18 protein-coding genes are annotated in these 21,858 nt (G+C 67.4%); 8 read left to right on the forward strand and 10 right to left on the reverse strand.

What is annotated here, in order from left to right:
• Position 1: 1 nt before the first annotated feature.
• Together AC6LJY_RS10045 and glgA are read right to left on the reverse strand one after the other, a co-directional pair.
• Positions 2-3,220 carry an alpha-1,4-glucan--maltose-1-phosphate maltosyltransferase gene (locus AC6LJY_RS10045; protein WP_498135847.1) on the reverse strand — a complete coding sequence of 1,073 codons (3,219 nt, stop codon included), beginning with the start codon at positions 3,218-3,220 and terminating at the stop codon, positions 2-4.
• Positions 3,221-3,237: 17 nt separating this feature from the next.
• Entirely contained in the window at positions 3,238-4,806 is a 1,569-nt protein-coding gene (gene glgA, locus AC6LJY_RS10050; protein ID WP_498135848.1) for a glycogen synthase GlgA, read from the reverse strand.
• Between the two features lie 341 nt (positions 4,807-5,147).
• Between glgA and AC6LJY_RS10055 the strand changes: the two genes are divergently transcribed.
• Together AC6LJY_RS10055 and AC6LJY_RS10060 are read left to right on the forward strand one after the other, a co-directional pair.
• Positions 5,148-6,917, forward strand: coding sequence for a thiamine pyrophosphate-requiring protein (locus AC6LJY_RS10055; protein ID WP_498135849.1), 1,770 nt, complete (start codon positions 5,148-5,150; stop codon positions 6,915-6,917).
• Positions 6,918-7,049: 132 nt separating this feature from the next.
• Positions 7,050-7,451: a PRC-barrel domain-containing protein gene (locus AC6LJY_RS10060; protein WP_046805720.1), complete on the forward strand. Its 402-nt coding sequence runs from the start codon at positions 7,050-7,052 to the stop codon at positions 7,449-7,451.
• A gap of 37 nt (positions 7,452-7,488) precedes the next feature.
• On the opposite strand, the gene AC6LJY_RS10065 is transcribed toward AC6LJY_RS10060, so the two are convergent.
• From AC6LJY_RS10065 to AC6LJY_RS10085, 5 genes are read right to left on the reverse strand one after another with little or no spacing between them, the layout of a single operon-like run.
• A complete protein-coding gene (locus tag AC6LJY_RS10065; RefSeq protein ID WP_046805719.1) occupies positions 7,489-8,247 on the reverse strand; it encodes an alpha/beta hydrolase family protein in 759 nt (252 codons plus the stop codon).
• Entirely contained in the window at positions 8,234-9,370 is a 1,137-nt protein-coding gene (locus AC6LJY_RS10070; protein ID WP_104145453.1) for a DUF3182 family protein, read from the reverse strand. The genes AC6LJY_RS10065 and AC6LJY_RS10070 overlap by 14 nt, the downstream gene beginning before the upstream one ends.
• Complete coding sequence (locus AC6LJY_RS10075) at positions 9,367-10,371, reverse strand: lysylphosphatidylglycerol synthase domain-containing protein (RefSeq protein WP_104145454.1); 1,005 nt, start codon at positions 10,369-10,371, stop codon at positions 9,367-9,369. The genes AC6LJY_RS10070 and AC6LJY_RS10075 overlap by 4 nt, the downstream gene beginning before the upstream one ends.
• Entirely contained in the window at positions 10,368-11,570 is a 1,203-nt protein-coding gene (gene clsB / locus AC6LJY_RS10080) for a cardiolipin synthase ClsB (protein ID WP_104145455.1), read from the reverse strand. Before clsB ends, AC6LJY_RS10075 begins: the two co-directional genes overlap by 4 nt.
• Entirely contained in the window at positions 11,567-12,334 is a 768-nt protein-coding gene (locus tag AC6LJY_RS10085; protein ID WP_485858881.1) for an endonuclease/exonuclease/phosphatase family protein, read from the reverse strand. The genes clsB and AC6LJY_RS10085 overlap by 4 nt, the downstream gene beginning before the upstream one ends.
• A 325-nt stretch (positions 12,335-12,659) precedes the next feature.
• Between AC6LJY_RS10085 and AC6LJY_RS10090 the strand changes: the two genes are divergently transcribed.
• A complete protein-coding gene (locus tag AC6LJY_RS10090) occupies positions 12,660-13,388 on the forward strand; it encodes an RraA family protein (RefSeq protein ID WP_314361986.1) in 729 nt (242 codons plus the stop codon).
• A gap of 182 nt (positions 13,389-13,570) precedes the next feature.
• Here AC6LJY_RS10090 and AC6LJY_RS10095 read toward each other — a convergent pair whose 3' ends face one another.
• Both AC6LJY_RS10095 and AC6LJY_RS10100 read right to left on the reverse strand, forming a co-directional pair.
• Entirely contained in the window at positions 13,571-13,789 is a 219-nt protein-coding gene (locus AC6LJY_RS10095; RefSeq protein WP_046805713.1) for a YMGG-like glycine zipper-containing protein, read from the reverse strand.
• 10 nt (positions 13,790-13,799) lie between these two features.
• Entirely contained in the window at positions 13,800-14,183 is a 384-nt protein-coding gene (locus tag AC6LJY_RS10100) for a hypothetical protein (protein ID WP_082134535.1), read from the reverse strand.
• A gap of 233 nt (positions 14,184-14,416) precedes the next feature.
• Between AC6LJY_RS10100 and AC6LJY_RS10105 the strand changes: the two genes are divergently transcribed.
• The gene (locus AC6LJY_RS10105) at positions 14,417-14,902 is read left to right on the forward strand and encodes a DUF2946 family protein (RefSeq protein WP_314361987.1); all 486 of its coding nucleotides are present in this window, start codon (positions 14,417-14,419) and stop codon (positions 14,900-14,902) included.
• A 221-nt stretch (positions 14,903-15,123) separates the two neighbouring features.
• A complete protein-coding gene (locus AC6LJY_RS10110; protein WP_498135850.1) occupies positions 15,124-16,683 on the forward strand; it encodes a PepSY-associated TM helix domain-containing protein in 1,560 nt (519 codons plus the stop codon).
• Here AC6LJY_RS10110 and AC6LJY_RS10115 read toward each other — a convergent pair.
• Entirely contained in the window at positions 16,659-17,318 is a 660-nt protein-coding gene (locus AC6LJY_RS10115) for a GntR family transcriptional regulator (protein ID WP_046805711.1), read from the reverse strand. The genes AC6LJY_RS10110 and AC6LJY_RS10115 overlap by 25 nt on opposite strands.
• Positions 17,319-17,472: 154 nt before the next feature.
• Between AC6LJY_RS10115 and AC6LJY_RS10120 the strand changes: the two genes are divergently transcribed.
• From AC6LJY_RS10120 to AC6LJY_RS10130, 3 genes are read left to right on the forward strand one after another with little or no spacing between them, the layout of a single operon-like run.
• Positions 17,473-18,255, forward strand: coding sequence for a LamB/YcsF family protein (locus AC6LJY_RS10120; RefSeq protein WP_120155660.1), 783 nt, complete (start codon positions 17,473-17,475; stop codon positions 18,253-18,255).
• An 8-nt stretch (positions 18,256-18,263) separates the two neighbouring features.
• Positions 18,264-20,021, forward strand: a complete 1,758-nt coding sequence (locus AC6LJY_RS10125) for a 5-oxoprolinase subunit B/C family protein (RefSeq protein WP_498135851.1) — start codon at positions 18,264-18,266, stop codon at positions 20,019-20,021.
• A 15-nt stretch (positions 20,022-20,036) separates the two neighbouring features.
• The gene (locus AC6LJY_RS10130; protein ID WP_498135852.1) at positions 20,037-21,773 is read left to right on the forward strand and encodes an acetyl/propionyl/methylcrotonyl-CoA carboxylase subunit alpha; all 1,737 of its coding nucleotides are present in this window, start codon (positions 20,037-20,039) and stop codon (positions 21,771-21,773) included.
• Positions 21,774-21,858: the final 85 nt, after the last annotated feature.

Here is a 21,858-nt window from a genome sequence, read left to right on the forward strand (position 1 = left end):
GTCAACCATGCAGGGACAGCCGCCAGACGCGATAGGGTTGGTCGGGGGACAGCGTCACGGTGCGCGTCGCGTCGCGCCAGGTCTCGTGGCTGTCCGTCAACAGGTCTTCGACTTCAAGGTGAGCGGGCCTGGCGTCGCCGAACAACCAGAACGGCACCTCCAGATATGCGGTTTGCGGTTGGAAGGGGTCCAGGCTGATGACGGTAAGCACCACGTTGCCCAGACCCGGCGTGGCTTTGACAAAGGCCAGGACGCGGTCGTTGCCACTGCGCAGCGCGGTCAGCCCGCGATGCGTCTGCAGGGCCGGGTTGGCGCGGCGGATCTGGTTCAGCCGCGCAATCTCGGCGCGGATGTTGCCGGGCTGGCGCCAGTCGCGCGGGCGCAGTTCGTACTTTTCGGAATCCAGATATTCCTCTTTGCCCGGCACCGGCGCGGACTCGCACAGCTCGAAGCCGCTGTACACGCCCCACAGGCCCGAGCCCATGGCGGCCAGCGCGGCGCGGATCAAGAATCCCGGCCGCCCCGACGTCTGCAAGAACACCGGGTTGATATCCGGCGTGTTCACAAAAAAGTGCGGGCGGAAAAAATCGGCCGGCGGCGGGTTCGAGATTTCTTCCAGATACGCCTGCAACTCGGCCCGCTCGTTGCGCCACGTGAAGTACGTGTACGACTGCGTGAAGCCCACCTTGGCCAGGCGATACATCATCTTGGGCCGGGTAAAGGCCTCAGACAGGAACAGTACATCGGGGTGCTGCCCGTGCACCTCGGCAATCAGCCATTGCCAGAAGGGCAGCGGCTTGGTGTGCGGGTTGTCCACGCGAAAAATCCGCACGCCCTTGTCCACCCAGAACAGCACCACGTCGCGCAGCGCGCGCCACAGCGCCAGCTTGCGCGCGCGGCGGGGCGGCGAGCCGTAGAACGACACGTTGACGATGTCCTGGTACTTCTTGGGCGGGTTCTCGGCGTAGCGGATGGAACCGTCGGGGCGCCACGAGAACCAATCGGGATGCGACTTCAGCCAGGGATGGTCGGGCGAACACTGGATGGCAAAGTCCAGCGCCATTTCCATGCCGTGCTCGCGCGCGGCGCTGACCAGTCGCAGAAAATCATCCAGCGATCCCAGCTTGGGCTCGATGGCGTCGTGGCCGCCGTCGGCCGACCCGATGGCGTACGGGCTGCCCACGTCGTCCGGCCCGGCGATCAGGCTGTTGTTCGGCCCCTTGCGATTACGCAGGCCGATGGGGTGTATCGGCGGCAGGTACAGCACGTCAAAGCCCATTTCCTGAATGTCGGGCAGGCGCGCGATGACGTCGTCAAACGTGCCATGGCGGCCGGGCTCGCGGGCTTGCGACCGAGGAAACAATTCATACCAGGCGCTGTGGCACGCTTGCGGGCGGTCGACCCAGACGGGATACGGGTCGGGCGTGACGGTTTCAAACGGGCGCGCGTCCAGTTCCCGCATCGCCTGCGCCAGCTCGCCGCCCAGCAGCAGCGCAATGTGCGCGTCGGTGGGTGCGATGTCGGCTTTGGCGCCGGGCAGGGCTTTCAACGCGGCCTTCACCACAGCCACGCTGTTGGCCGGATACGCGTGCTGGCTGGCGCGCTTGTCGGCTTCGCGTAGCAGCAAGACGCCTTCGGACACTTCCAGGTGCACGTCCACTCCGGCCGCGTGCTTGACCTCAAGGTCATGGCGGTAGGTTTCCCAGACGTCGAACCACGCCGCCACCTGAAACTCGTGCGGCCCGATGCGGCGCGGTCGGAAGCTGGCTTGCCAGCGGTCGTTGGACAGCAGCTTGAGCGGCGTGCGCCGCCAGTTGGCTTCATCGGCCGCGCGCCAGCGGACTTCGCCCGCGATGCGGTCGTGGCCGTCCATCAGCAAGTCGGCCTGGACGGTGATGCGTTCGTGCACCGTGCACTTGATGGGGTGCGCGCCGTCGTCAACGGCGGGCGATACGCTTTCGATGGCGATGCGCAGGCCCGCGCCGCCCTCCGTGCGCGGCCCGGGATGGCGCGAGGCTTCGCGCACGGGCGGCATCGGCGTCACGGCCATCAGGGCGCAGCCGCCCGCGGGCAGGGTGTCACCCGCCAGCAGGGGCGCGTCGGTCATGCGTTGGGGCAGGATGTCGCCAGGCGGCAGGCTGGACGCCACGGCGTCCCAATCGATGCGCGCCGGGGCGGCTACGTTCGGGTTCAATGCCAGCACCGCCGTGGCGCCGTCGGGATCATCGCGCAGCACCAGCGTGGCGCGGCCGTCGCGGCCGCCCAGCACACGCGGCGGGCCGGCAGGCGCGTCACGCAGGCTGAGCCACTGGTTGATGTCCTGCAATTGGGGCGACGCGTCGATGTCGGCTTCCGCCGCCATCCACCCGTTGGCGGTAAAGGCGGCGGCCCACGCCAGCCGCGCATCGGCATGCGGCTTGTTCGGGGCGTCGCCGTGCAGCGGCGTCGTGCTGGCCAGCACCGGGGCCACGCGTTGCAGACGCGCGGCTTCTTCGGCCAGCCAGGCGGATTTGTAATCCCACCACGGCAGGGAAGAAAACACGCCGTCGAAACCGGCGTCGCGCAGCGTGTCCACCTGATGCGCCGTGAGCCCCGGCGTCCAGGCCAGGCAATGCGGGGCGGTGGCGTGTTGGCGCAGCGGGTCCAGCACGCCGCGCCAGCGGGTGGCGGGCAGGCGCTGGGGGGCTTCGAATACAAAGCCGGCCACGCCGGCTTGCATCCAGCCCGCTAGCCGCGCCGACCAGGCCTGCGCGAACTCCGGCGGCGGCTCGCCGGCCAGGGCCATGACGCCCCACGTGCTTACAGGCAGGCGGGGGTCGCGCGCCGGGTCGTCGGGCGGCGGCTGATACCAGCCGGGCGGCGCGGTGGTGGGCGTGGCGTCCACCGACACGCGGTCCAGCACCACGTGCAGCATCAAGGTCAGCCCTTGTGCGGCGGTGGCGCGCGACAGGCGGGCGAGCCGTTCGGTAATGGGTTCGGTGCCGTCGCCGGTCGGGCTGGCGTCCGCGTCAATGGGCGCCAAGGTGTGCGCATCGGCCGACCGGACCCAGGGCGGCGGAATCAACACGGCGTTGAATCCGGCGCGCTGGATACGGGCCAGCCGGGCATCCAGCGCGGCGTCGGCCGTTGCCGCCGGGGCGCCGTCCGGCAAACCCTGTGGCGCGTGGCAGATGCGCAACGCGGTGGGCGGGGAGGGGACGGGCTTGGGGGCAGCGGCCATGCGTGTGCGCCTTGTGATCAGATGGGCATCGGCATGGAGCCACGGGCTTGCCGGGTCCGCCGTTGGCGAGTGTCGGCCGACCGGGCCGGCGCGGGTTCCGCAACCGCTTGCTCTTGAACCTGCGAGCGGCCGGTCAGGGATTGCAGCAATTCTTCGTACGCACCCACGGCACGCTGCCAGCTGAAGTCGGTGCTCATGGCATTGCGCTGCATGGCGCGCCACAGCATCGGGTGCTGGCGCAAGTGCATCGCGCGCGCCAGCGCAGCGGCCATGGCGTCGGGGTGGTCGCCGTCGAACAGCAGGCCGTTGGCGAACGCCATCGCCGTCAAGGGCGAATCCGAGCCGGGGTCTTCAATGGTGTCGGCCATGCCGCCCACGCGCGAGCCGATCGGCACGGTGCCGTAACGCATGGCGTACAGCGGCGTCAGGCCGAAGGGTTCGAAACGGCTGCCGTGCAGCAGGACGTCGCCACCGGCGTGCAGGCGATGCGCGCCCGCTTCGTTGTAGCCAATGCGCGTGGCGCAACGTTGGGGGTAGCGGTCGGCCAGCGCCTTCAAGGCGGTTTCCAGGCGACGGTCGCCTTGACCCAGGATGGCCACCTGCATTTCGGGGTGGGCGTCCAGGGCGCGCGGCAAGGCTTCGGCCGCGACGTCGGCCATCTTCTGGTCGGTCAGGCGGCTGCCCATGACGACCAGCGTGGCTTGCGCATCCGGCGTCAGCCCGAATTCGCGTTGCAGCACCGTCTTGCACAGGCGCTTGTTGGCCAGGTCGCTCGCGGTGTAGCGCAACGGGCCCAGATGCGGGTCGCGCGACGGGTCCCACAGGGCGGTGTCGATGCCGTTCGGAATGGCGATCAGGTCGCTCGCGCGTTCACGCAGCAGGCCGTCCAGGCCGCAGCCGAATGCCGGCGTCAGGATTTCACGCGCGTAGGTGTGGCTGACGGTGGTGACGCGGTCCGCATGGGCGATGCCGGCCTTCATGAAGTTCAGCTTGTTCCAGGCAACGGCGGCGTGCTCGCCCCGGTAGGCGGGCGGGATTCCATAGGCGGCGGCATCCTCTAGCGGGAACTGGCCTTGGAAAGCCATGTTGTGGATGGTCAAGACGGTTTTTACGTCCTGGATGCCGGCCTCGCGCATCAGCATCGGTGTCAAGGCTGCGTGCCAATCGTGCGCGTGCACCACATCGGGGCGCGCCAGCCCCGGCAGGCCGCGCGCAATACGCACGGCGGCGTGCGACAAGGCGGCGTAGCGCAGGCCGTTGTCGGGATGCTCCTGCCCGTCCTCATCCACATACAGGCCGGCGCGGTCGTACAGCGCATCGTTCTCAAGCAGCAGGAAAGACAGCTCGGACGTGGGGCACACGCCGGCCAGCAGGCGCGCGTCGCCGCCCGGCAGGTCTTCCAGCCGCGCCACTTCGCGCAAGCCGTCCAACTGCTTGGCCGCGCCTCGGTAGGCGGGCAGCAGGACGGTGGCGGGGATGCCTCGCTGGATCATCGCCCGCGTCATGCCGGTGATTGCATCGCCCAAGCCGCCCGTCTTTGCGAGCGGGAATGCTTCGGCAGCCACTATGAGAATTGTCGTCGCCATGCTTGTTGCTCCGGGGAAAGTCGGAGGGCCGCTGAAAAAGTGGGCCCGGTTCCGTAAGGCCGTCATATGCGCAAGTGGCGTGCCCAAGGGTGGGCCGCATAGGGAAAAGGCGGGCTTACCCTGGGGTGCGAGTCGTTGTTGCTGACGTTTGTAAATTTGGGAGCGGCGCAACAAACGCCGTCTTTACAGTCGCGGGGAACGGCGGTCGGGGACGGAGCCAGCGGCCCAGCCAGGCATGGCGATTGCGGCGCGCGCAGGTTCTGGTTTTTGCTGAACCGATTGAACCGATTGAACCGATTGAAGCAATAGAACCGACTGAACCGACCATAAGGAGCGTCAACTTGAAAACCGTTTCCGATTTTGTCCTCGCCCGCCTGGGCGAATGGGGCGTACAGCGCGTGTTCGGATATCCCGGCGATGGGATTAACGGCCTGATTGGCGCGTTTGGAAGAAACAGCGAACTGGAATTCATCCAGGCGCGCCACGAGGAAGGGGCCGCGTTCATGGCCTGCGCCCATGCCAAGTTCACCGGGCAGGTGGGGGTGTGCATGGCCACCTCGGGCCCCGGCGCCATCCACCTGCTTAACGGCCTGTACGACGCCAAGATGGACCACCAGCCGGTGGTGGCCATCGTTGGCCAGCAAGCCCGCAGTTCGCTGGGTGGCGATTACCAGCAAGAGGTGGATCTGGTCAGCCTTTACAAGGACGTGGCGCACGACTTCGTGCACATGGTGACCTCGCCCGTGCAGGCGCGGCACATGATCGACCGCGCCATGCGTATCGCCATGGAGCGGCGCGGCGTGACCTGCCTGATCTTTCCCAATGATGTGCAAGACCTGGAAGCCGTGGAAACGCCGCCGCGCGAGCACGGCACCGTGCATACCGGCATTGGCCTGACCGCGCACGCCGCCGTGGCGCCCGAGGCGGCGCTGGATAACGCCGCTTCCATCCTGAACAGCGGCGAACGCGTGGCGATGCTGGTGGGCGCCGGCGCGCTGGACGCGGGCGACGAGGTGCGCGCCGTGGCCGAGCGGCTGGGCGCGGGCGTGGCCAAGGCGTTGCTGGGCAAGGCGGTGGTGCCGGACGAGCTGCCGTACGTAACGGGCGCCATCGGCCTGCTGGGCACGCAGCCCAGCTGGGAAATGATGAACGAATGCGACACCCTGTTGATGGTGGGCACGTCGTTTCCCTATGCCGAATTCCTGCCCAAGGAAGGGCAGGCGCGCGCGGTGCAGATCGACCTGGACGGGCGCAAGCTCAGCCTGCGGTATCCGGTGGAAGTGGGGCTGGTGGGCGATGCGCGCCTGACCTTGCAGGCGCTATTGCCCAAGCTGCAACCCAAGACGTCTGACCGGTGGACCAAGAGCATTGAAAAGAAGGTGGCGCGGTGGCGCGAAACGGTGGTGTCGCGCGCCATGGTCCAAGCCAAGGGCGTGAATCCGCAGCGCCCGTTCCTGGAGCTGTCCAGCCGGCTGCCGCCCCGTTGCATCGTCACCTGCGATTCCGGCTCGGCGGCCAACTGGTACGCCCGTGACGTGCACCTGCGCGAAGGCATGATGGGCTCGGTGTCGGGCGGGCTGGCCAGCATGGGTTGCGGCGTGCCTTACGCGGTGGCCGCCAAGCTGGCCCACCCCGGCCGGCCGGTGGTGGCGCTGGTGGGCGACGGCGCGATGCAGATGCTGGGCATCAATGAACTGATTACCATCGCGCACCGCTGGAAGGACTGGTCCGACCCGACGCTGGTGGTGCTGGTGCTGAACAACGGCGACCTGAACCTGGTGACGTGGGAACAGCGCGTCATGGGCGCCGACCCGCGCTTTGGCGATTCGCAATGGCTGCCGCATTTTTCCTATGCGGATTACGGGCGCATGCTGGGGCTGGAGGGCATACGCGTGACGGACCCCGAGGAAGTCGGCCCCGCCTGGGTCCGCGCGCTGTCGGCCGGCCGCCCGACGGTGCTGGAGGTGGTGACCGACCCCGAGGTGCCGCCGATGCCGCCGCACATTTCGGCCAAGCAGTTCAAGGCGTACATGACGGCGCTGCGCAAGGAAGACGCCGCCACGGGCGCCGCCGCGCTGCGCGCCACGATCAAGCAGTGGTGGGCCAGCTGAACGCGGTGTCGCGTATCGGGCATCGGGCAATGGATGTCGTCGCCGTGTCCGGGCAGCTAGGCACGGCGCTTGCGGAGTTGCCTGTCCCTACCACCAGTACGCAGGGCGCAAGCCCCGCAAAGGAGATAGAAGATGGAACAACATCAAACCAATATCGTCGGCGGCCCCAAGAGCAGCCCTGGCGGCCCCGGCCCCGAAGTCATGGCCGCCGGCACGCTGGAAGGCAATGACGTCTACAACTCGGCCGGCGAAGATCTGGGGTCCATCAAGGACATCATGATTGACGTGCCGCGTGGTCGGGTCGCTTACGCGGTGCTGTCGCGCGGTGGCGTGCTGGGCATCGGCGACAAGCTGTTTGCCATTCCCTGGGCGGCCTTGACGCTGGATACCGACCGCAAGTGCTTCGTGCTGGACATCGACGAAGAAACCTTGAAGAACGCCCCGGGCTTTGACAAGGACAACTGGCCCAGCATGGCCGACGAAACGTGGGCGCGCAATCTGCACACGTACTACAAGCAGGACATCTACTGGTAAGGCGCTTGGCCGGGCATTGTGACCCGGCCCTTGTGCATCATGGCACCGGCCGCGGATCTCCCATCCGCGCGCCGGTGACCATTTCAGTAACCCAGTTCACCAGGATTGCCGTGTAGGCACGTTGCGCGGATTTTTCCGTCAGCGCGTGGTCGGCGCCGTCAATGATGCGATGCGTCAGCGAATGCGAGCGCCGGAACGCCGACCGGTAACTCATGATGGTGGAGTGCGGGATGAAAGTGTCGTGTTCGGCTTCGACGATCAGCACGTCGCCGGCAAATTCGGTGCAGGCCTTTAGCGCCCGGTTCGATTCGGGCGCGACATAGCTATTGCGATAGGCGCGCAGCGTTTCCCGGTTCAACTGGTTTTTCGGCAGCAGCCATTCTTCGTCGCGATACAGCGCCGGCACGTGCAGCGCCAGCCAGCGCACGCGGCGCAGGCCGCTGAGCAGCGCCGCCAGATAGCCGCCATAGCTGCTGCCCACCACCGCCACCGACCCCGAATCCAGAGACGGGTGCGATGCCAGCCGGTCGTAAGCCGCCATGACGTCGCGCAGATTATCCTCGCGCGTCACTTGCAGCTGCTGTTCACGCGTGGCGGCGTGGCCGCGCAGGTCGAACGTCAGGCAGACGCAACCCAGCGCGGCGATGCCCTTGGCGCGCGCCAGGTCAAACTGCTGGCTGCCGCCCCAACCGTGGATGAACAACACGCCCGGCACCTTGTCTTCCGGTGTCAAAAACGTGCCGTCCAGTTGCTGCCCGTCGACCGACAAGGCGATGGGATCACTATGCGCCGCCATCGGCTTCCTCCTCCAGCACGCCCGCCCACTTGCTGATGTGGCCCACGGCCGAATCCACGCCGTGATACACCAGGTGCTGCGGGATGGGGCGAGGTTCTTGTTCGCCATAACGCTCGCGGGTGGCGGCGCGCACCGACATCAGCGACGGCGACAACGCAAACGCCTGCATGGCCGCCAGTTCGGCCAGGCTGGCGCCACCCGCGCGCCAGGATTGTTCCAGCACGCCCGCGCGTGGCTGCCCGGACGCGCTTTGCCCAAACGCCACGTCGTAGTTGCGACGCGACGCCAGCAATTGCGGGTAGGCGGTAGACACGGCGGTGTCGTACTGGCAGGCCAGGGCCACGGCTTGGCGCTCGTGTTCGTTCAGGTCCAGCGCGCGCAGGTCGTCGAACCCGCCGCGCGCCACGCGCAGCACCGAGCCGCCGTAGACCTGTATGCCCTGGTTGTCGGGCGTGAGCGACTGCGTGCCCACGTACGAAATTTCCATCTTGCCCACGCGCGCCCAACCCACGCTGTAGGTGGACACGTCTTGCAGGTCTTCTTCCAGCACCAGCCCCAGCCGGCGCATGACAAGCGGCTCTTGCTCGGCCAGCGCCGCGCGCAGTTCGTCGGCGTTGCGCACGACCACCTGGCCGCGCCCCGCCGTGGCATCGACGGGTTTAAGGCGTAGCGGCCCCTGGCGCAACAGCTGCAAGCCCGCGGCTTCGGCATCGGCCACCGTGAACGCGGTGTAGCCGTTCAACACCACGTCGCGCAGAGCGTCGCCCAGCTCGTGCGCCCAGGCTTTGGGGGCACGGGCCTGGGCGGTGACCAGGCCGTGGGTGATGGCCTTGCCCGCCACGAAGGAATGCGGAGCCACGCCGCCGTACAGGTCGGCAGGGCGCGTGATGCCCAGGCGCGCCGCGCGTGTCGCACCGATGATGGTGCGGTCGGGCACGTAGTACGGAGGTGGCTCATCGCGGTGCCGGGTGGGCCGGAAGTGGGGGTCGAAACGCCTGCCCAGCAAGGCCGCCAGGCGGGCGGCCATGGCCTCTTGTGAAGCTATCTCGTGTTCGGACGCAGTGGCGCGGCGCGGGTACGCCACCACCAGATCGGACGCTATCAGGGGCGGATTTTTCTTCATGGTCGGGGGTGCAGCAAGTCTTGTTCCCGGCCGGCCGGCGCATGCTTCTTGCGCCACGCGATGCGCGCCTCAAACAGCGGAAACGCGGCCAGCGCCAGGCACATCGGCGCCAGTGCGTAGCAGGCGCGGTAAGCCAGCGCCGCGCCCAGCACTTCGGAATACGGCAGCCCGGGCGCCAGCACCGCCACGAAGATGGCTTCGGTGGTGCCCAGCCCACCCGGCACCCGGGTCAGCACTGCGGCGAAGCTTGAGCACAGCAGAATGCCCAGCACGACGGGGTAGGGCGCCTTGCCCTGCAACAGCACATAGGCGACGGCGCCCATGAACATCCATGACAGCCCGGCGAACACGCATTGCATGATCGCCATGCGCGCGCGTGGCAGCGTCACGCGCTGGCCCATCCACGTGGCCGACCGGCGCCGCGCGCGGGCGCATGCCCACACGTAGGCGGCCGCGCCCACCAGCATCACGGCGCCCAGCAGGCGCAGCACGCCGCTGCCCACGTCCCACCCTTGCGGCACCGGCAGGGCGCCGCTGACGAACACCGCGCCGGCCACCCAGGCATACCCGATCCAGTTCGATGCAGCCGAAAACACCGCCACGCGCGTGGCTACCGCCTTGCGGCAGCCCAGCCGCGCGTACAGGCGCAGGCGCGCGCCCAGGCCGCCCACCAGCACGCCCAGGCTGAGGTTCAGCGCGTAGCTGACCATGGCCACGCCCAGCACCGTGGGCCAGCCTAGTTTGTGACCGGTGTAGCGCTTGCCCAGCAGGTCCAGCGCGGCGTAGCTCAGATAGCCCAGCACGACCAGGCCGCTGGCCATCAGGATGGCGTCGCGCGGTATGCGGCGCATGGCCTGCCACACTTGCGGCCAGTCCACCGACCGGCCGAAATAAAACAGCAGCGCGGCGACCACCGCCAGGATCAGCCATGGCAGCACTTTCTTGATGCGCGGCCAGCGGTGGCGCAAGGTGCGCATGAATGTCGTTCGATATACCCTCATGCGGTCTCACCTTCGTCGGGGGTGGGCGGCTTGATGGTTTGCAGGCGCGGCTTGTGGGCCGGCAGCGACCCCGCCCACGCCGGAAAACGCCGCAAGAAGTGAAACACCACCACGCCCACCCAGAAGCGGCGCAGCGCCCGGGTGGACTTGGGGCCGCTGGGCACGGGCTTGCAGTCCTGGGCGATCAGGCGGTCCAGGCTTTCGCGCAGCGCGGCGTTCAGCGAGCGGTCGCGCACCACGACGTTGGCTTCCAGGTTCAAGGCCAGGCTAAGCGGGTCCAGGTTGCTAGAGCCCACGGTGGACCAGTCGTCGTCCACGCAGGCCACCTTGCCGTGCAGCGGGCGCTTGCAATATTCGTAGATTTCAACGCCCGCGTTCTTCAGGTAGTCGTACAGCATGGTCGCCGCCAGCCGCGCGACCAGCATGTCGGGTTCGCCTTGCAGCAGCAGGCGCACGCGCACGCCACGGCGCGCGGCCTTGGTCAGGTCGCGCAGCAGGTGGTAGCCGGGAAAGAAGTAGGCGTTGGCAATCAGCACGTCGCGCTTGGCGGCGCGCAGGCCGGCGCGGTAGTAGCGTTCGATGTCGGTGGTGTGGCCGTCGTTGTCGCGCACGACCAGGCGGCCGCCGCCGTCGCCCTCGGGCACCGAGGCCGCGGCCGCGCGGCGCCAGCGGCGGGGCCGCTTGCGGTTCAGCGCCGAGCGGGCGTAATCGGCAATGTCCGCCGCCAGGGGCCCGTCGATGCGCACGGCATAGTCCTGCTTGGCCTCGGGGCCGAAGTCGGCCAGGTGGTCGGCCGAAAAGTTAATGCCCCCGATCATCGCGCACACGCCATCGATCGCCACGATCTTGCGGTGCATGCGACGGAACACGTTGGTGCGGATGCCCAGCAGGCGAGGGCGCGGGTCGAAGATATGCAGGCGTACCCCGGCTTCGGTCATTTCGCCGATAAATTCGGGCGTCAGCACATCGGAGCCATAGCCGTCCACCAGCAGGTCCACGCTGACGCCGCGCTTGGCAGCCGCGATCAGGGTCTGCTGCAATTGCCGCCCCACCTTGTCTTCAAACAAGATGAAGGTTTCGACCAGGACTTCGCGCTGGGCGGCGTCGATGGCCTCGAACGCGGCCGGAAAATAAGCCTCGCCGTTTTCCAGCAAGGTGTAGCGGTTGCCTTCCCGCCATCCCAGTTCACCGGCACTCATAACGCAATCTCCGCGGATAGGGGTACGTGGTCGGACAGGCGCGACCACACGCGCGAGGCCAGCGGCATCGGCCGCCAGTCGCGCACATTTCGAACATAGATGCGGTCAAGCCGCAGCAGCGGCCAACGCGCGGGAAAGGTGCGGGCCGGGCGGCCCAGGCGGCTGGTGAACACTTCCTGCGTGCCGCAGCCGGCCATCTGGCGGTTCGCCTTGCCGCGCCAATCGTTGAAGTCACCGGCGATCAACAGCGGTTCGCCGTCGGGCACGTCGCGCGCCACCAATTCGCACAGGCGGTTCATCTGCTGGCCGCGATGCTTTTCCAGCAGGCCCAGGTGTACGCAGATGGCGTGCACCGGCGCGTCGCCCGGCACGCGCAGCACGCAGTGCAGCAGGCCGCGGCCTTCATGGCCGTCCACGCTGACGTCGTGATTCTCGTAGCGCTCGATGGGGTAGCGCGACAGGATCGCGTTGCCATGGTGGCCGGCCGGGTAGACGGCGTTGCGGCCGTAGGCGTAGTCCGACCACAGCGTGTCGGCCAGGAATTCGTACTGGGACAATGCCGGCCAGGCCTCTTGGTGCCGCTCGGCGTGCACCTGGTGTTCGCCCAGGACTTCCTGCAAGAACACCACATCGGGCGCGGCCAGGCGTAAGGCCTCGCGCAGGTCGTGCAGCATGAAACGCCGGTTGAAACTGGTGAATCCTTTATGGGTATTGACGGTCAGGACCGTCAGGCTCCGGCGGGATTCGTCGGTCGGGGCGGGCATGGACTCTCCGGAGGTGGTAGATCCGCACCCCTGCGCAAGTTTCGTGCCCGAGCCCCTGCGCAGGCGGATTTTCATAGGGCAATCCTGTCCGGCGGGGCTCCGTCCTGGTAGCTTGCCGGACACGGAATTGCCTGCGCCGGTCAAAATTCCCCTGGCCCGCAGGGAGTGAACCGGGGCGGAAAAGCGGGGCCAGAGCCTGCCCGGGCAGGCATAAAAAGCGGATTCAGAATCTGTAAAAACAGGGTTGTGCACCGTTTTGGCCGGCGTCACAATCGACAACCTCAACCTGTATATCCGCCCAGTCGGCGCAAGGAGACCCCGCACTATGACGATTGCCCCTCAGCCCTTGGACGCGCGCGTCGTCACGGCCCTGTCGCGCATCACGACGGCCACGCTGACCACCGTGCTGTTGAAGAAAGGCCTGCGCAACGTATGGGTGCGCGGTGCGCGGCCGCTGGCGCCGGGCGCCACCCGTATCGTGGGACGCGCCTTCACGCTGCGCTTTGTGCCCGCGCGCGAAGACCTGGCGACCCCGGCGTCGTGGGCCTCGCCCATTTCGACGCGCGCCGCCATTGAAGATATGCCCGAAGGTTGCATCGCCGTGGTCGATGCCATGGGGGTCACGGACGCCGGCATTTTTGGCGATATCCTGTGTGCCCGCATGCGCAGGCGCGGCGTGGCGGCCTTGGTGACGGACGGCGTGGTGCGCGACCTGGAAGGCGTTGAAGGCACCGGGCTGCCGGTCTGGTGCGCCGGCGCGGCGGCGCCGCCTTCGGTGGCAGGGCTGACGTTTGTCGGCTGGCAGGAACCGGTGGGCTGCGGCGGCGTGGCGGTGTTTCCCAACGACGTCATCGTGCTGGACCGCGACGGCGCGGTGCTGATCCCGGCCGCGTTGCTGGACGAGGTGGTCGACATAGCCATCGAGCAGGAACGGCTGGAAGGCTGGATCATGCAGCAGGTCGAGGCGGGCGAAAAGTTGCCCGGCCTGTATCCGCCCAATCAAGAAAACCAGGCGAAGTACCAGGCTTGGCGGGAGCAGCAGGGCGGCAAGTAGCCGGGAGCGGAGTACTACGGCGCTTCACTTTTCGCGCAGCGCCCGGCGAGGTTCAAGCTGGCTTAGGTTGAACCTCAGTCCAGGTTGGGGCGACTTCAGCCTGAGCAAAAAAGCCCGGAACGCGGCGGCTCTCGCCGTGCGTTCCGGGCCTGAGCTGACGGTGTGTAAGTCGCGGTGGCGTACTAATTGCTGCCGCGGATGTTGCCCGCGACGCCACCGGCTATGCCGCCGATGGCGGCCCCGGTCCAGGCGCTGCCGCCCGCGATGGCGGCAATACCCGCACCCGCCGCCGCGCCTATCGCCGCGCCGGACATGGTCCCTTGCTGCTTGGACGACATATTCGTGCAGGCCGCCAGCGCGCTGATCGCGACGCACACAAGAATCGATCGGATGACTTTCATGACGGCTCCTTCAAGGCTTGCGCTTGGCGCCAGGAATGACGATCTCAAACCACAGGGTTTCGATCACCGGCCGGTCCAGCCGCGACGGGTTCGCGGCGTACCAGCTGTCCAGCCCCTCGCGCACGGAATCCAGCGTGTGCGTTTGCAGCCCCTTGGCAAAACGGGGCACCAGCGTTTGGTTGTCGGGTGGCGCACGGCGTTCCTGGTACGCGCGTTCCACTTGCAGCAGGTTGGCGATCCCCAATAGGTAGGCCTTCTTGATGTTGGGGTCGGACTCCGACCAGTGCTTGCCGGTGACCATTGGGGCGGGGTCGGCGGATTGCGCCATGCTGGGCGCGGTGCACAGCGTAGACAGCGCGAAGGCTGCCGGACCTAACAGGTGTTTCACTTTCATCGCATCGCTCCTCGCGGGCTTAAAAGATCAAAAACAACCTTTGGACGCCGTCCGCAAGACAGAGCCGCAGCGGGCCTTGAGCGGAAATCGGCAACATCGAATTTATGCCCGAAGCCGGGCGGCGGCAAGCAACGTTTGCCGGCGGGCCGGCGGGGCGGGTGTCGCGCAATTCCATGACGGCGCGTAAAATTCCGCCAAGACGCCGGCGCCCGCCGGCGTTGTGGATTGGACGCATGCGCACCGGATTGCCCCGTCGTTTACCCCATTACCCGCGTTTTGCCACGGCTGCCGATTTCGGGCGGCTGTTGCTGCTGCTGTTGCTGGTGGCGCGGGCGTGGGTGCCGACCGGGTACATGCCCGACGCGCAGGCGCTACGCCAGGGCCGTCTGACCTTGGGCTTTTGCACGGCGGGCGGCAACGCGCTGGCGGCGTTGCAGGCGATGTCGTTACGGCAGGCGTCCACCGGTGGCCATCACGAGATGCACGGCCATCACGATCATCACGGTTCAGGGCAGGGCGATGATCGCGGCGCGGGCCAGGAATGTCCGTTTGGCCTGAGCGCGCATCAAATCCTGAACCTGCCTCCCTTGGCGGCCTTGGCGCCGGTGCTGCTGCACTGGCTGGCACAGCCCCCGCTGAACATGGACGGCCCGCGCCCGCCCATGCCCGCCACGGGCCCCCCGCTGGGTCCCCGGGCACCACCCTCGATAGACGGTTGACCCTGCACGCATGCGCCTAGTGCGCATGACCTTGGCCGCACTTTCGCTTGGTCGTTATCGGCCGGTGTTTATCGGCTCGCCTTTGTCGGCTCCCTTTATCGGCTTCCCTTTATCGGCTGGCCTTTTGCTTGATTTTTGGGGACCGATTTTTGCGGCCCGATCTTTGCGGCTAGTCTTGGCCCCCCGCCTGGGGCGGCCCCGTTTCCTATTCGAGAGTTCCCATGTCCACACAAACCCTGGATACCGCCGCCGCGCCCGCGCGCACGCGAACCGCGGCCCCAAGCGCTTTCCTGGCGCTGATCACGCGCCTGCATTTCTATATTGGCCTGTTCGTCGGCCCCTTCATCCTGGTGGCGGCTGTTACCGGCACGTTGTTCGTGCTGACTCCGCAGATCGAAAACCTGCTGTACGCAGACCAGCTGCGCACCGTCTCCACCGGCCCGGCGCAACCCTTGGCCAAACAGGTTGAAGCGGCGCAGGCCCACCTGGGCGCGGGCGGCCCTCGCTTGTTCGCCGTGCGCCCCGCGCCCACGCCGGGGGAAACCACGCGCGTCATGTTCACGCAGGCCGGCATGGGCGATTCGGAGAGCCGGGCGGTGTTCGTCGACCCCGTCACGTTGGCCATCAAGGGCGACATGATGGTCTACGGCACCAGCGGCACGCTGCCGTTTCGCACCACGTTGGATTATCTGCACCGCAATCTGATGCTGGGCGAACTGGGGCGCAACTACAGCGAACTGGCCGCGTCCTGGATGTGGCTGGCCACGCTGGGCGGGCTGGTGCTGTGGTGGACGGGTCGCCGCCGCACGGCGGCGACCCACGCGCGCAGCCCGCGTCTGCGAGCGCGCCGTTGGCACACCGTGCTGGGCTTGTGGCTGGCGCTGGGGCTGATATTTTTGTCCGCCACGGGCTTGACGTGGTCGAACTGGGCGGGGGCACGCGTAGACCAGCTGCGCGCGCAACTGGGATGGATCACGCCGGCGATTTCGCTGAAGCTGCCGACGGCAGGGCAGGGAGCCGGGACGGGGGCAGAGGCCGCCTCCGGGCAGGCGTCCGGCGCGGATGAGCACGCGCATCATCATGGCGGCATGCAGGTGGCAGGGGCGATGTCGCCTACCGGTGCGTCCACCGATGCGTCCACCGATGCGTCCACCGATGCGTCCACCGATGCGCCCGCGCCGATGAATGCGCCGATGAATGCATCCACGCATGCGCCCATGAATGCCCCCTCAAACGTCGTCACGCAATTCGACCGCGTCCTGCAAACGGCCCGGCAGGGCGGCATCGACAGCACGCAGCTGGAGATTCGTCCACCGCGTGGCGCCGGCCAGGCGTGGATGGTGCGTGAAGTCGACCGGTCCTGGCCCACCCAAGTCGACACCATCGCCATCGACCCCACCACCTACGCCATCACCAGCCGTGCCGATTTCGACACCTTTCCGCTGATCGCCAAGCTGATCCGCTGGGGCGTGGACATGCACATGGGGATCCTGTTCGGCTGGCCCAATCAGCTGTTGATGGGCGCCATCGGCCTGGCGCTATCGACCATGATCGTGCTGGGTTATCGCATGTGGTGGCTGCGCCGGCCGGCAGCGGGCGTGAATGGCCAGACGCTGACGCAGGCCTGGGCCGCGTTGGGCTGGCCGGCGCGGCTGGGCGCGCTGGCGGCCGCCGCCGTGCTGGGCTGGTGCCTGCCGGTAATGGGCGTCAGCCTGCTGGTGTTCCTGGTGATCGACGCGCTACGGTCGTGGCGCTCTCAATTGGCCACGCGGCGCGCGTAACTGGCCAGGACGATGCGCTCGGACTGCGCCAGGTAGTCCTTCAGCGCATCGGCCGCCTTGCCGAAATCTCCCGCTTCGACGCGTTGCAGAATCTGCTCGTTCATGTCGGCATACGGGGCGTGCAGGAATTCCGGGTCTTGCAGCAGGCCGAATACCAAGCGCAATTCGGCCAGCAGCAAGGCGAACATCGCGTTCAGGCGTTCGCTATCGGCCAGTTCTACGATGGCCATGTGAAAGGCCATGTTGGCCGTACCCACGCCCGCCCAATCCTGCCGCTCGCGACACGCCAGCGCGTCGTCCACCGCCTGCCGCATGCGTTGGCGGGCGGGGTGGTGCGGGTAGGCCTGGGCCAGCGCCTGGCATTCAATCATGCGCCGCACCCGGTAGATGTCGATAATGGACGCCATGCTGGGCACCGCCACCGCCACGCCACGGTTGGGCGCATAAGTCAGCAAGCCTTCCTTGGTCAGGTTGCGAAAGGCCTCGCGCAAAGTGTTGCGCGATACGTCCAGCGATTGCGTCAGGGTTGCTTCCGATAGCCGCTGGCCCGGCATGAATTCACCATTGATCAAGCGGCGGCGAATCTGTTCGGTGACCTTGTCGGTCAGGGTCTGGTGCGCGTCGGAGGTGGTCATAGGCGGTTGGGGCAATTACCGATAGCCGCTTGGGCAAGTTTGATCTACCATACTAACCAATTTGTAGAACAATTGTGTAACTATCGTTCCACACTACAAGCGGGGCACCGTGCGGAAATCCGCCTGCCCGGCGTCCGTGGACTAAGGATAAGACATGGCTGGGATCGATTTGAACAGCGACCTGGGCGAAAGCCTGGGCGCATGGCGCATGGGCGACGACGCCGCGATGTTGGCGGTGGTGTCCAGCGCAAACGTGGCGTGCGGTTTTCATGCGGGCGACCCCGCGGGCATTCTGGCCACCCTGAAGTCCGCGCGCGATAACGGCGTGACGGTTGGGGCGCACGTGTCCTATCCCGATCTGTCCGGCTTTGGCCGCCGCAATATGGACGTGGCCAGCGCCGACCTGATCGCCGATGTCATCTACCAGATCGGCGCCTTGAAGGGGCTGGCCGCCGCCGCCGGCACCGACGTGCGCTACGTCAAGCCGCATGGTGCGCTATACAACACCATCGCGCACGATGCGCGCCAGGGTGACGACGTAATTGCCGCCATCCTGGAAATCGACCCCACGTTGGTCCTGGTGGGTCTGGCCGGCTCGCCCCTGCTGACGCGCGCCCGTGAACGCGGGTTGCGCGTGGTGGCCGAAGCCTTTGCCGACCGCGCGTACACGCCCAAGGGCGAGCTGGTGTCGCGCCGCGAAAAGGGCGCTGTGCTGCATGACCCGCAGGCCGTGGCCGCGCGCATGCTGCGCCTGGTGCAAGAGGGCGTCATCGAAGCCATCGACGGCAGCCTGACGCGCGTGCAAGCCGATTCCATTTGCGTGCATGGCGACAGCCCCGGCGCGGTGGACATGGCGCGCGAACTGCGGCGCCAGCTTGAACAGTCGGGTGTCGCCATCCGGTCTTTCATTGACGCTGCCCCGGCACAATCCGCCTAGGAGGCCGTGTGCGTTTTCTGCCTGTAAACACCGACGCGCTACTAGTCGAACTGGACGATCTTGAACAGACGCTGGCACTGTTCGCCGCGCTGCAAAACCAGCCCATCGCCGGCGTCACCGAGATGGTTCCCGCCGCGCGCACGGTGCTGGTCATCTTTCAACCCAGCCTGGTGTCGCGCGATGCGCTGATTGCCGACATCGGCTCCCGCGACACCACGGCTCACGTGGCGCGCGATGGCAAGCTGATCGAAATCCCCGTCCATTACAACGGCGAAGACCTGGACGAAGTCGCGCAGTTGCTGGGCATCACGCCGGACGAAGTCGTGCGCCGTCACACCGGCGGCACGTACAGCGTGGCCTTCACCGGCTTCGCACCCGGCTTCGCGTATCTCAGCGGCGGCGACCCCACGCTGGACGTGCCGCGCCGCAAGACCCCGCGCACCCGCATCCCCGCGGGCGCCGTCGCATTGGCCGGCACATTCAGCGGCGTCTACCCGCAAGCCAGCCCCGGCGGCTGGCAGATCCTGGGCGTGACCCCGGTCCCCATGTGGGATTTATCGCGCGAGACGCCGGCGTTGCTGCAACCCGGATATCGGGTGCGGTTCATTGATGCCGGGGCTTCGACCGGGACTTCGACCGGCACTTCGACCGGCACTTCGACCGGGACTTCGACCGGGACTTCGACCGGCACTTCGACCGGGGCTTCGACCGGCACTTCGACCGGCACTTCGACCGGCACTTCGACCGGGACTTCAGCCGGAACTTCGACCGGAACCTCCCCCCAGGCTTCGACCTCGACTTCCGCCAACGCGGCCACCGCCGATTCCCGCGCCACACCCGCGCTGGAAGTCGTGTCGCCGGGATTACAGGCCGTGTTTGAAGACTTGGGCCGGGCAGGGCAGGCGCGTCAGGGCGTGGCCGCGTCCGGCGCCATGGACCGGGGCGCACTGCGCGCCGCCAACCGCCTCGCGGGCACCGCGCCCGGCGAAGCCGCCATTGAAATCGTCTACGGCGGATTCCAGGTGCGGGCGCACGGCCCCAGCGTGGTGGCCATCACCGGCGCGCTTGGCGACGTCACGCTGCGCAATGCCGCCGGCACCACGTGGACGGCGAACACGTACCAGGCAATTGCGCTGGATGACGGCGACACGCTGACCCTGGGCCAGCCGTCCGCCGGCATTCGTTATTACCTGGCCGCGCGCGGCGGCTTCGACGTGCAACCGGTGCTGGGCAGCTGCTCAACCGACACCTTGGCCCGCGTCGGCCCCGAGGCCTTGGCGGCGGGCGACCGCATCGGCATCCGGCCAGCCGGGCAGGGCGCCATCGTCGGGGCGCCCGAAATTGCCCCGGCGGATCTGCCCACGACCAACGTCGAGGTGGTGCTGGACGTGGTGTTGGGGCCGCGTACGGATTGGTGCAATGCCGAGGCGGTTGCGCTCTTGTCGCGACAGGCCTGGACGGTGACGCCGCAGTCCAACCGCGTCGGCATCCGCTTGAACGGCGACGCGCCGCTGCAACGCGCCAACCACGCCGAATTGCCCAGCGAAGGCACCCGCAAAGGCTCCATCCAGGTGCCCGCCAGCGGCCAGCCCGTTCTGTTCCTGGCCGACCACCCCTTGACCGGCGGCTACCCCGTCATTGGCTCAGTGGCGCCGTGGCATCTGGACCGCGCCGCGCAAATTCCCATCGGCGCTCGCGTGCGCTTCAATCCCATTTCCGACTTCGTTCCGGTTGATGTTCCGGCCGTGTCCGTCAACCCGACCTAACTGAACCTGCCTGCCATGAAGAAAGTCCTGATTGCCAACCGTGGCGAGATCGCCGTCCGCATCATCCGCGCCTGCGCCGACTACGGCGTCAAATCCGTTGCGGTCTACGCCGACGCCGATTTCGACGCGCTGCACGCGCGCATGGCCGACGAGGCGTACGGGCTGGACGGCGACCGTCCCGCCGATTCTTATCTGAACATCGACAAGCTGCTGGACGTCGCGCGGCGCAGTGGCGCCGACGCCGTGCATCCCGGCTACGGCTTCCTGTCCGAAAGCCCCACCTTCGCGCGCGCCGTCATCGACGCCGGCTTGACGTGGATCGGCCCGTCGCCGGAAACCATCGAACGGCTGGGCGACAAGGTCCAGGCCCGCAAGATCGCGTTGGCGGTCGGCGCCCCGCTGGTCGCGGGCACGGCAGACCCGGTCAACGGCGCCGAAGACGTGCTGGCCTTCGCCAACGAACACGGCCTGCCGATTGCCGTCAAAGCGGCGTTTGGCGGGGGAGGCCGGGGCCTGAAAGTCGTGTGGCGCATGGAAGACGTGGCCGACCTGTACGAATCCGCCGTGCGCGAAGCCGTCACCGCGTTCGGTCGCGGCGAATGCTATGTGGAACAGTTCCTGGACCGGCCGCGCCACGTCGAAGCGCAAGTGGTGGCCGACAAGCACGGCAACGTCGTCGTTCTGGGCACACGCGATTGCTCGTTGCAACGGCGCAATCAGAAGCTGGTGGAAGAAGCGCCCGCGCCGTTCCTGACGGACGATCAGCGCCAACGCATCCACGCGTCCGCCCGCGACATCTGCGCCCACGCCGGCTATGTCGGCGCCGGCACCGTCGAATTCCTGCTGAGCGCATCGGGCGCGATTTCGTTCCTGGAGGTCAACACGCGCCTGCAAGTCGAGCACCCGGTCACCGAGGAAACCTGCGGGCTGGATCTGGTTGTTGAGCAATTGCGCATCGCGGACGGTTTGCCGCTGTCGTTCACCACCGCGCCCGAGCCGCGCTGCCACGCCATCGAATTCCGTATCAACGCCGAAGACGTGGGCCGAGGCTTCCTGCCGTCGCCGGGCCGCATCGACCAGTTTGCGCCGCCGTCCGGACCGGGCGTGCGCGTGGACAGCGGCGTGGAGTCGGGTTCGACCATACCGGGCACGTTCGATTCGCTGTTGGCCAAGCTGATCGTCACCGGCGCCACCCGCGAACAGGCCATTGCGCGCGCCCGCCGCGCGCTGGCCGAATTCCGCATTGAAGGCGTGGCCACGGTCCTGCCGTTCCATCGCGCGGTGCTGGCGCATGACGACTTCCTGGGCGACGACACCGGCTTCAAGGTCCACACGCGCTGGATCGAAACCGACTTCGCCAATGACCTGGAGGCGGCAGTGCGCCCGACGCCGCTGGGCACGGTGACACTGCACCGGACCGCCGTCGAAATCGACGGCCGCCGCGTGTCCCTGGGCCTGCCGGCCGAACTGCTCCGAGGCCTGCAATCCGCCGGCGCGGCCGCAACGGCGGACGCAGGGCAGTCTGCCGGCAATGTCGCCAGCGCCGACAGCGTGCCGGCACCCATCGCGGGCACCATCCAAGCCTGGAAGGTGGAAGACGGCGCCACCGTCAAACAAGGCGAACTGATCGCCACGATGGAAGCCATGAAGATGGAAATGCAAGTGCTGGCGCATCGGGACGGCGTGCTCAAACAGGAAGCAGCGCCGGGTAAGTCGGTGGCGGCCGGGGCGACGATCGGGCGGATTAAGTAACAATTACTTGCGGATTTGCCGGCGCGATTCTGTCGCGCCACACCGGCCGCCCGCTTTTGACAGGTCTAATCGCGGTTTAGAAGGC

This window comes from Achromobacter sp. RT286_PF (genome assembly GCF_059760425.1).

What these genes read in the sequence shown, in the direction of transcription:
- AC6LJY_RS10045 (WP_498135847.1), bottom strand. Translation starts at nt 3,220, where the DNA reads ATGGCCGCTGCCCCCAAGCCCGTCCCCTCCCCGCCCACCGCGTTGCGC.
- glgA (WP_498135848.1), bottom strand. Translation starts at nt 4,806, where the DNA reads ATGGCGACGACAATTCTCATAGTGGCTGCCGAAGCATTCCCGCTCGCA.
- AC6LJY_RS10060 (WP_046805720.1), top strand. Translation starts at nt 7,050, where the DNA reads ATGGAACAACATCAAACCAATATCGTCGGCGGCCCCAAGAGCAGCCCT.
- AC6LJY_RS10065 (WP_046805719.1), bottom strand. Translation starts at nt 8,247, where the DNA reads ATGGCGGCGCATAGTGATCCCATCGCCTTGTCGGTCGACGGGCAGCAA.
- AC6LJY_RS10070 (WP_104145453.1), bottom strand. Translation starts at nt 9,370, where the DNA reads ATGAAGAAAAATCCGCCCCTGATAGCGTCCGATCTGGTGGTGGCGTAC.
- AC6LJY_RS10075 (WP_104145454.1), bottom strand. Translation starts at nt 10,371, where the DNA reads ATGAGGGTATATCGAACGACATTCATGCGCACCTTGCGCCACCGCTGG.
- clsB (WP_104145455.1), bottom strand. Translation starts at nt 11,570, where the DNA reads ATGAGTGCCGGTGAACTGGGATGGCGGGAAGGCAACCGCTACACCTTG.
- AC6LJY_RS10085 (WP_485858881.1), bottom strand. Translation starts at nt 12,334, where the DNA reads ATGCCCGCCCCGACCGACGAATCCCGCCGGAGCCTGACGGTCCTGACC.
- AC6LJY_RS10090 (WP_314361986.1), top strand. Translation starts at nt 12,660, where the DNA reads ATGACGATTGCCCCTCAGCCCTTGGACGCGCGCGTCGTCACGGCCCTG.
- AC6LJY_RS10095 (WP_046805713.1), bottom strand. Translation starts at nt 13,789, where the DNA reads ATGAAAGTCATCCGATCGATTCTTGTGTGCGTCGCGATCAGCGCGCTG.
- AC6LJY_RS10100 (WP_082134535.1), bottom strand. Translation starts at nt 14,183, where the DNA reads ATGAAAGTGAAACACCTGTTAGGTCCGGCAGCCTTCGCGCTGTCTACG.
- AC6LJY_RS10105 (WP_314361987.1), top strand. Translation starts at nt 14,417, where the DNA reads ATGCGCACCGGATTGCCCCGTCGTTTACCCCATTACCCGCGTTTTGCC.
- AC6LJY_RS10110 (WP_498135850.1), top strand. Translation starts at nt 15,124, where the DNA reads ATGTCCACACAAACCCTGGATACCGCCGCCGCGCCCGCGCGCACGCGA.
- AC6LJY_RS10115 (WP_046805711.1), bottom strand. Translation starts at nt 17,318, where the DNA reads ATGACCACCTCCGACGCGCACCAGACCCTGACCGACAAGGTCACCGAA.
- AC6LJY_RS10120 (WP_120155660.1), top strand. Translation starts at nt 17,473, where the DNA reads ATGGCTGGGATCGATTTGAACAGCGACCTGGGCGAAAGCCTGGGCGCA.
- AC6LJY_RS10130 (WP_498135852.1), top strand. Translation starts at nt 20,037, where the DNA reads ATGAAGAAAGTCCTGATTGCCAACCGTGGCGAGATCGCCGTCCGCATC.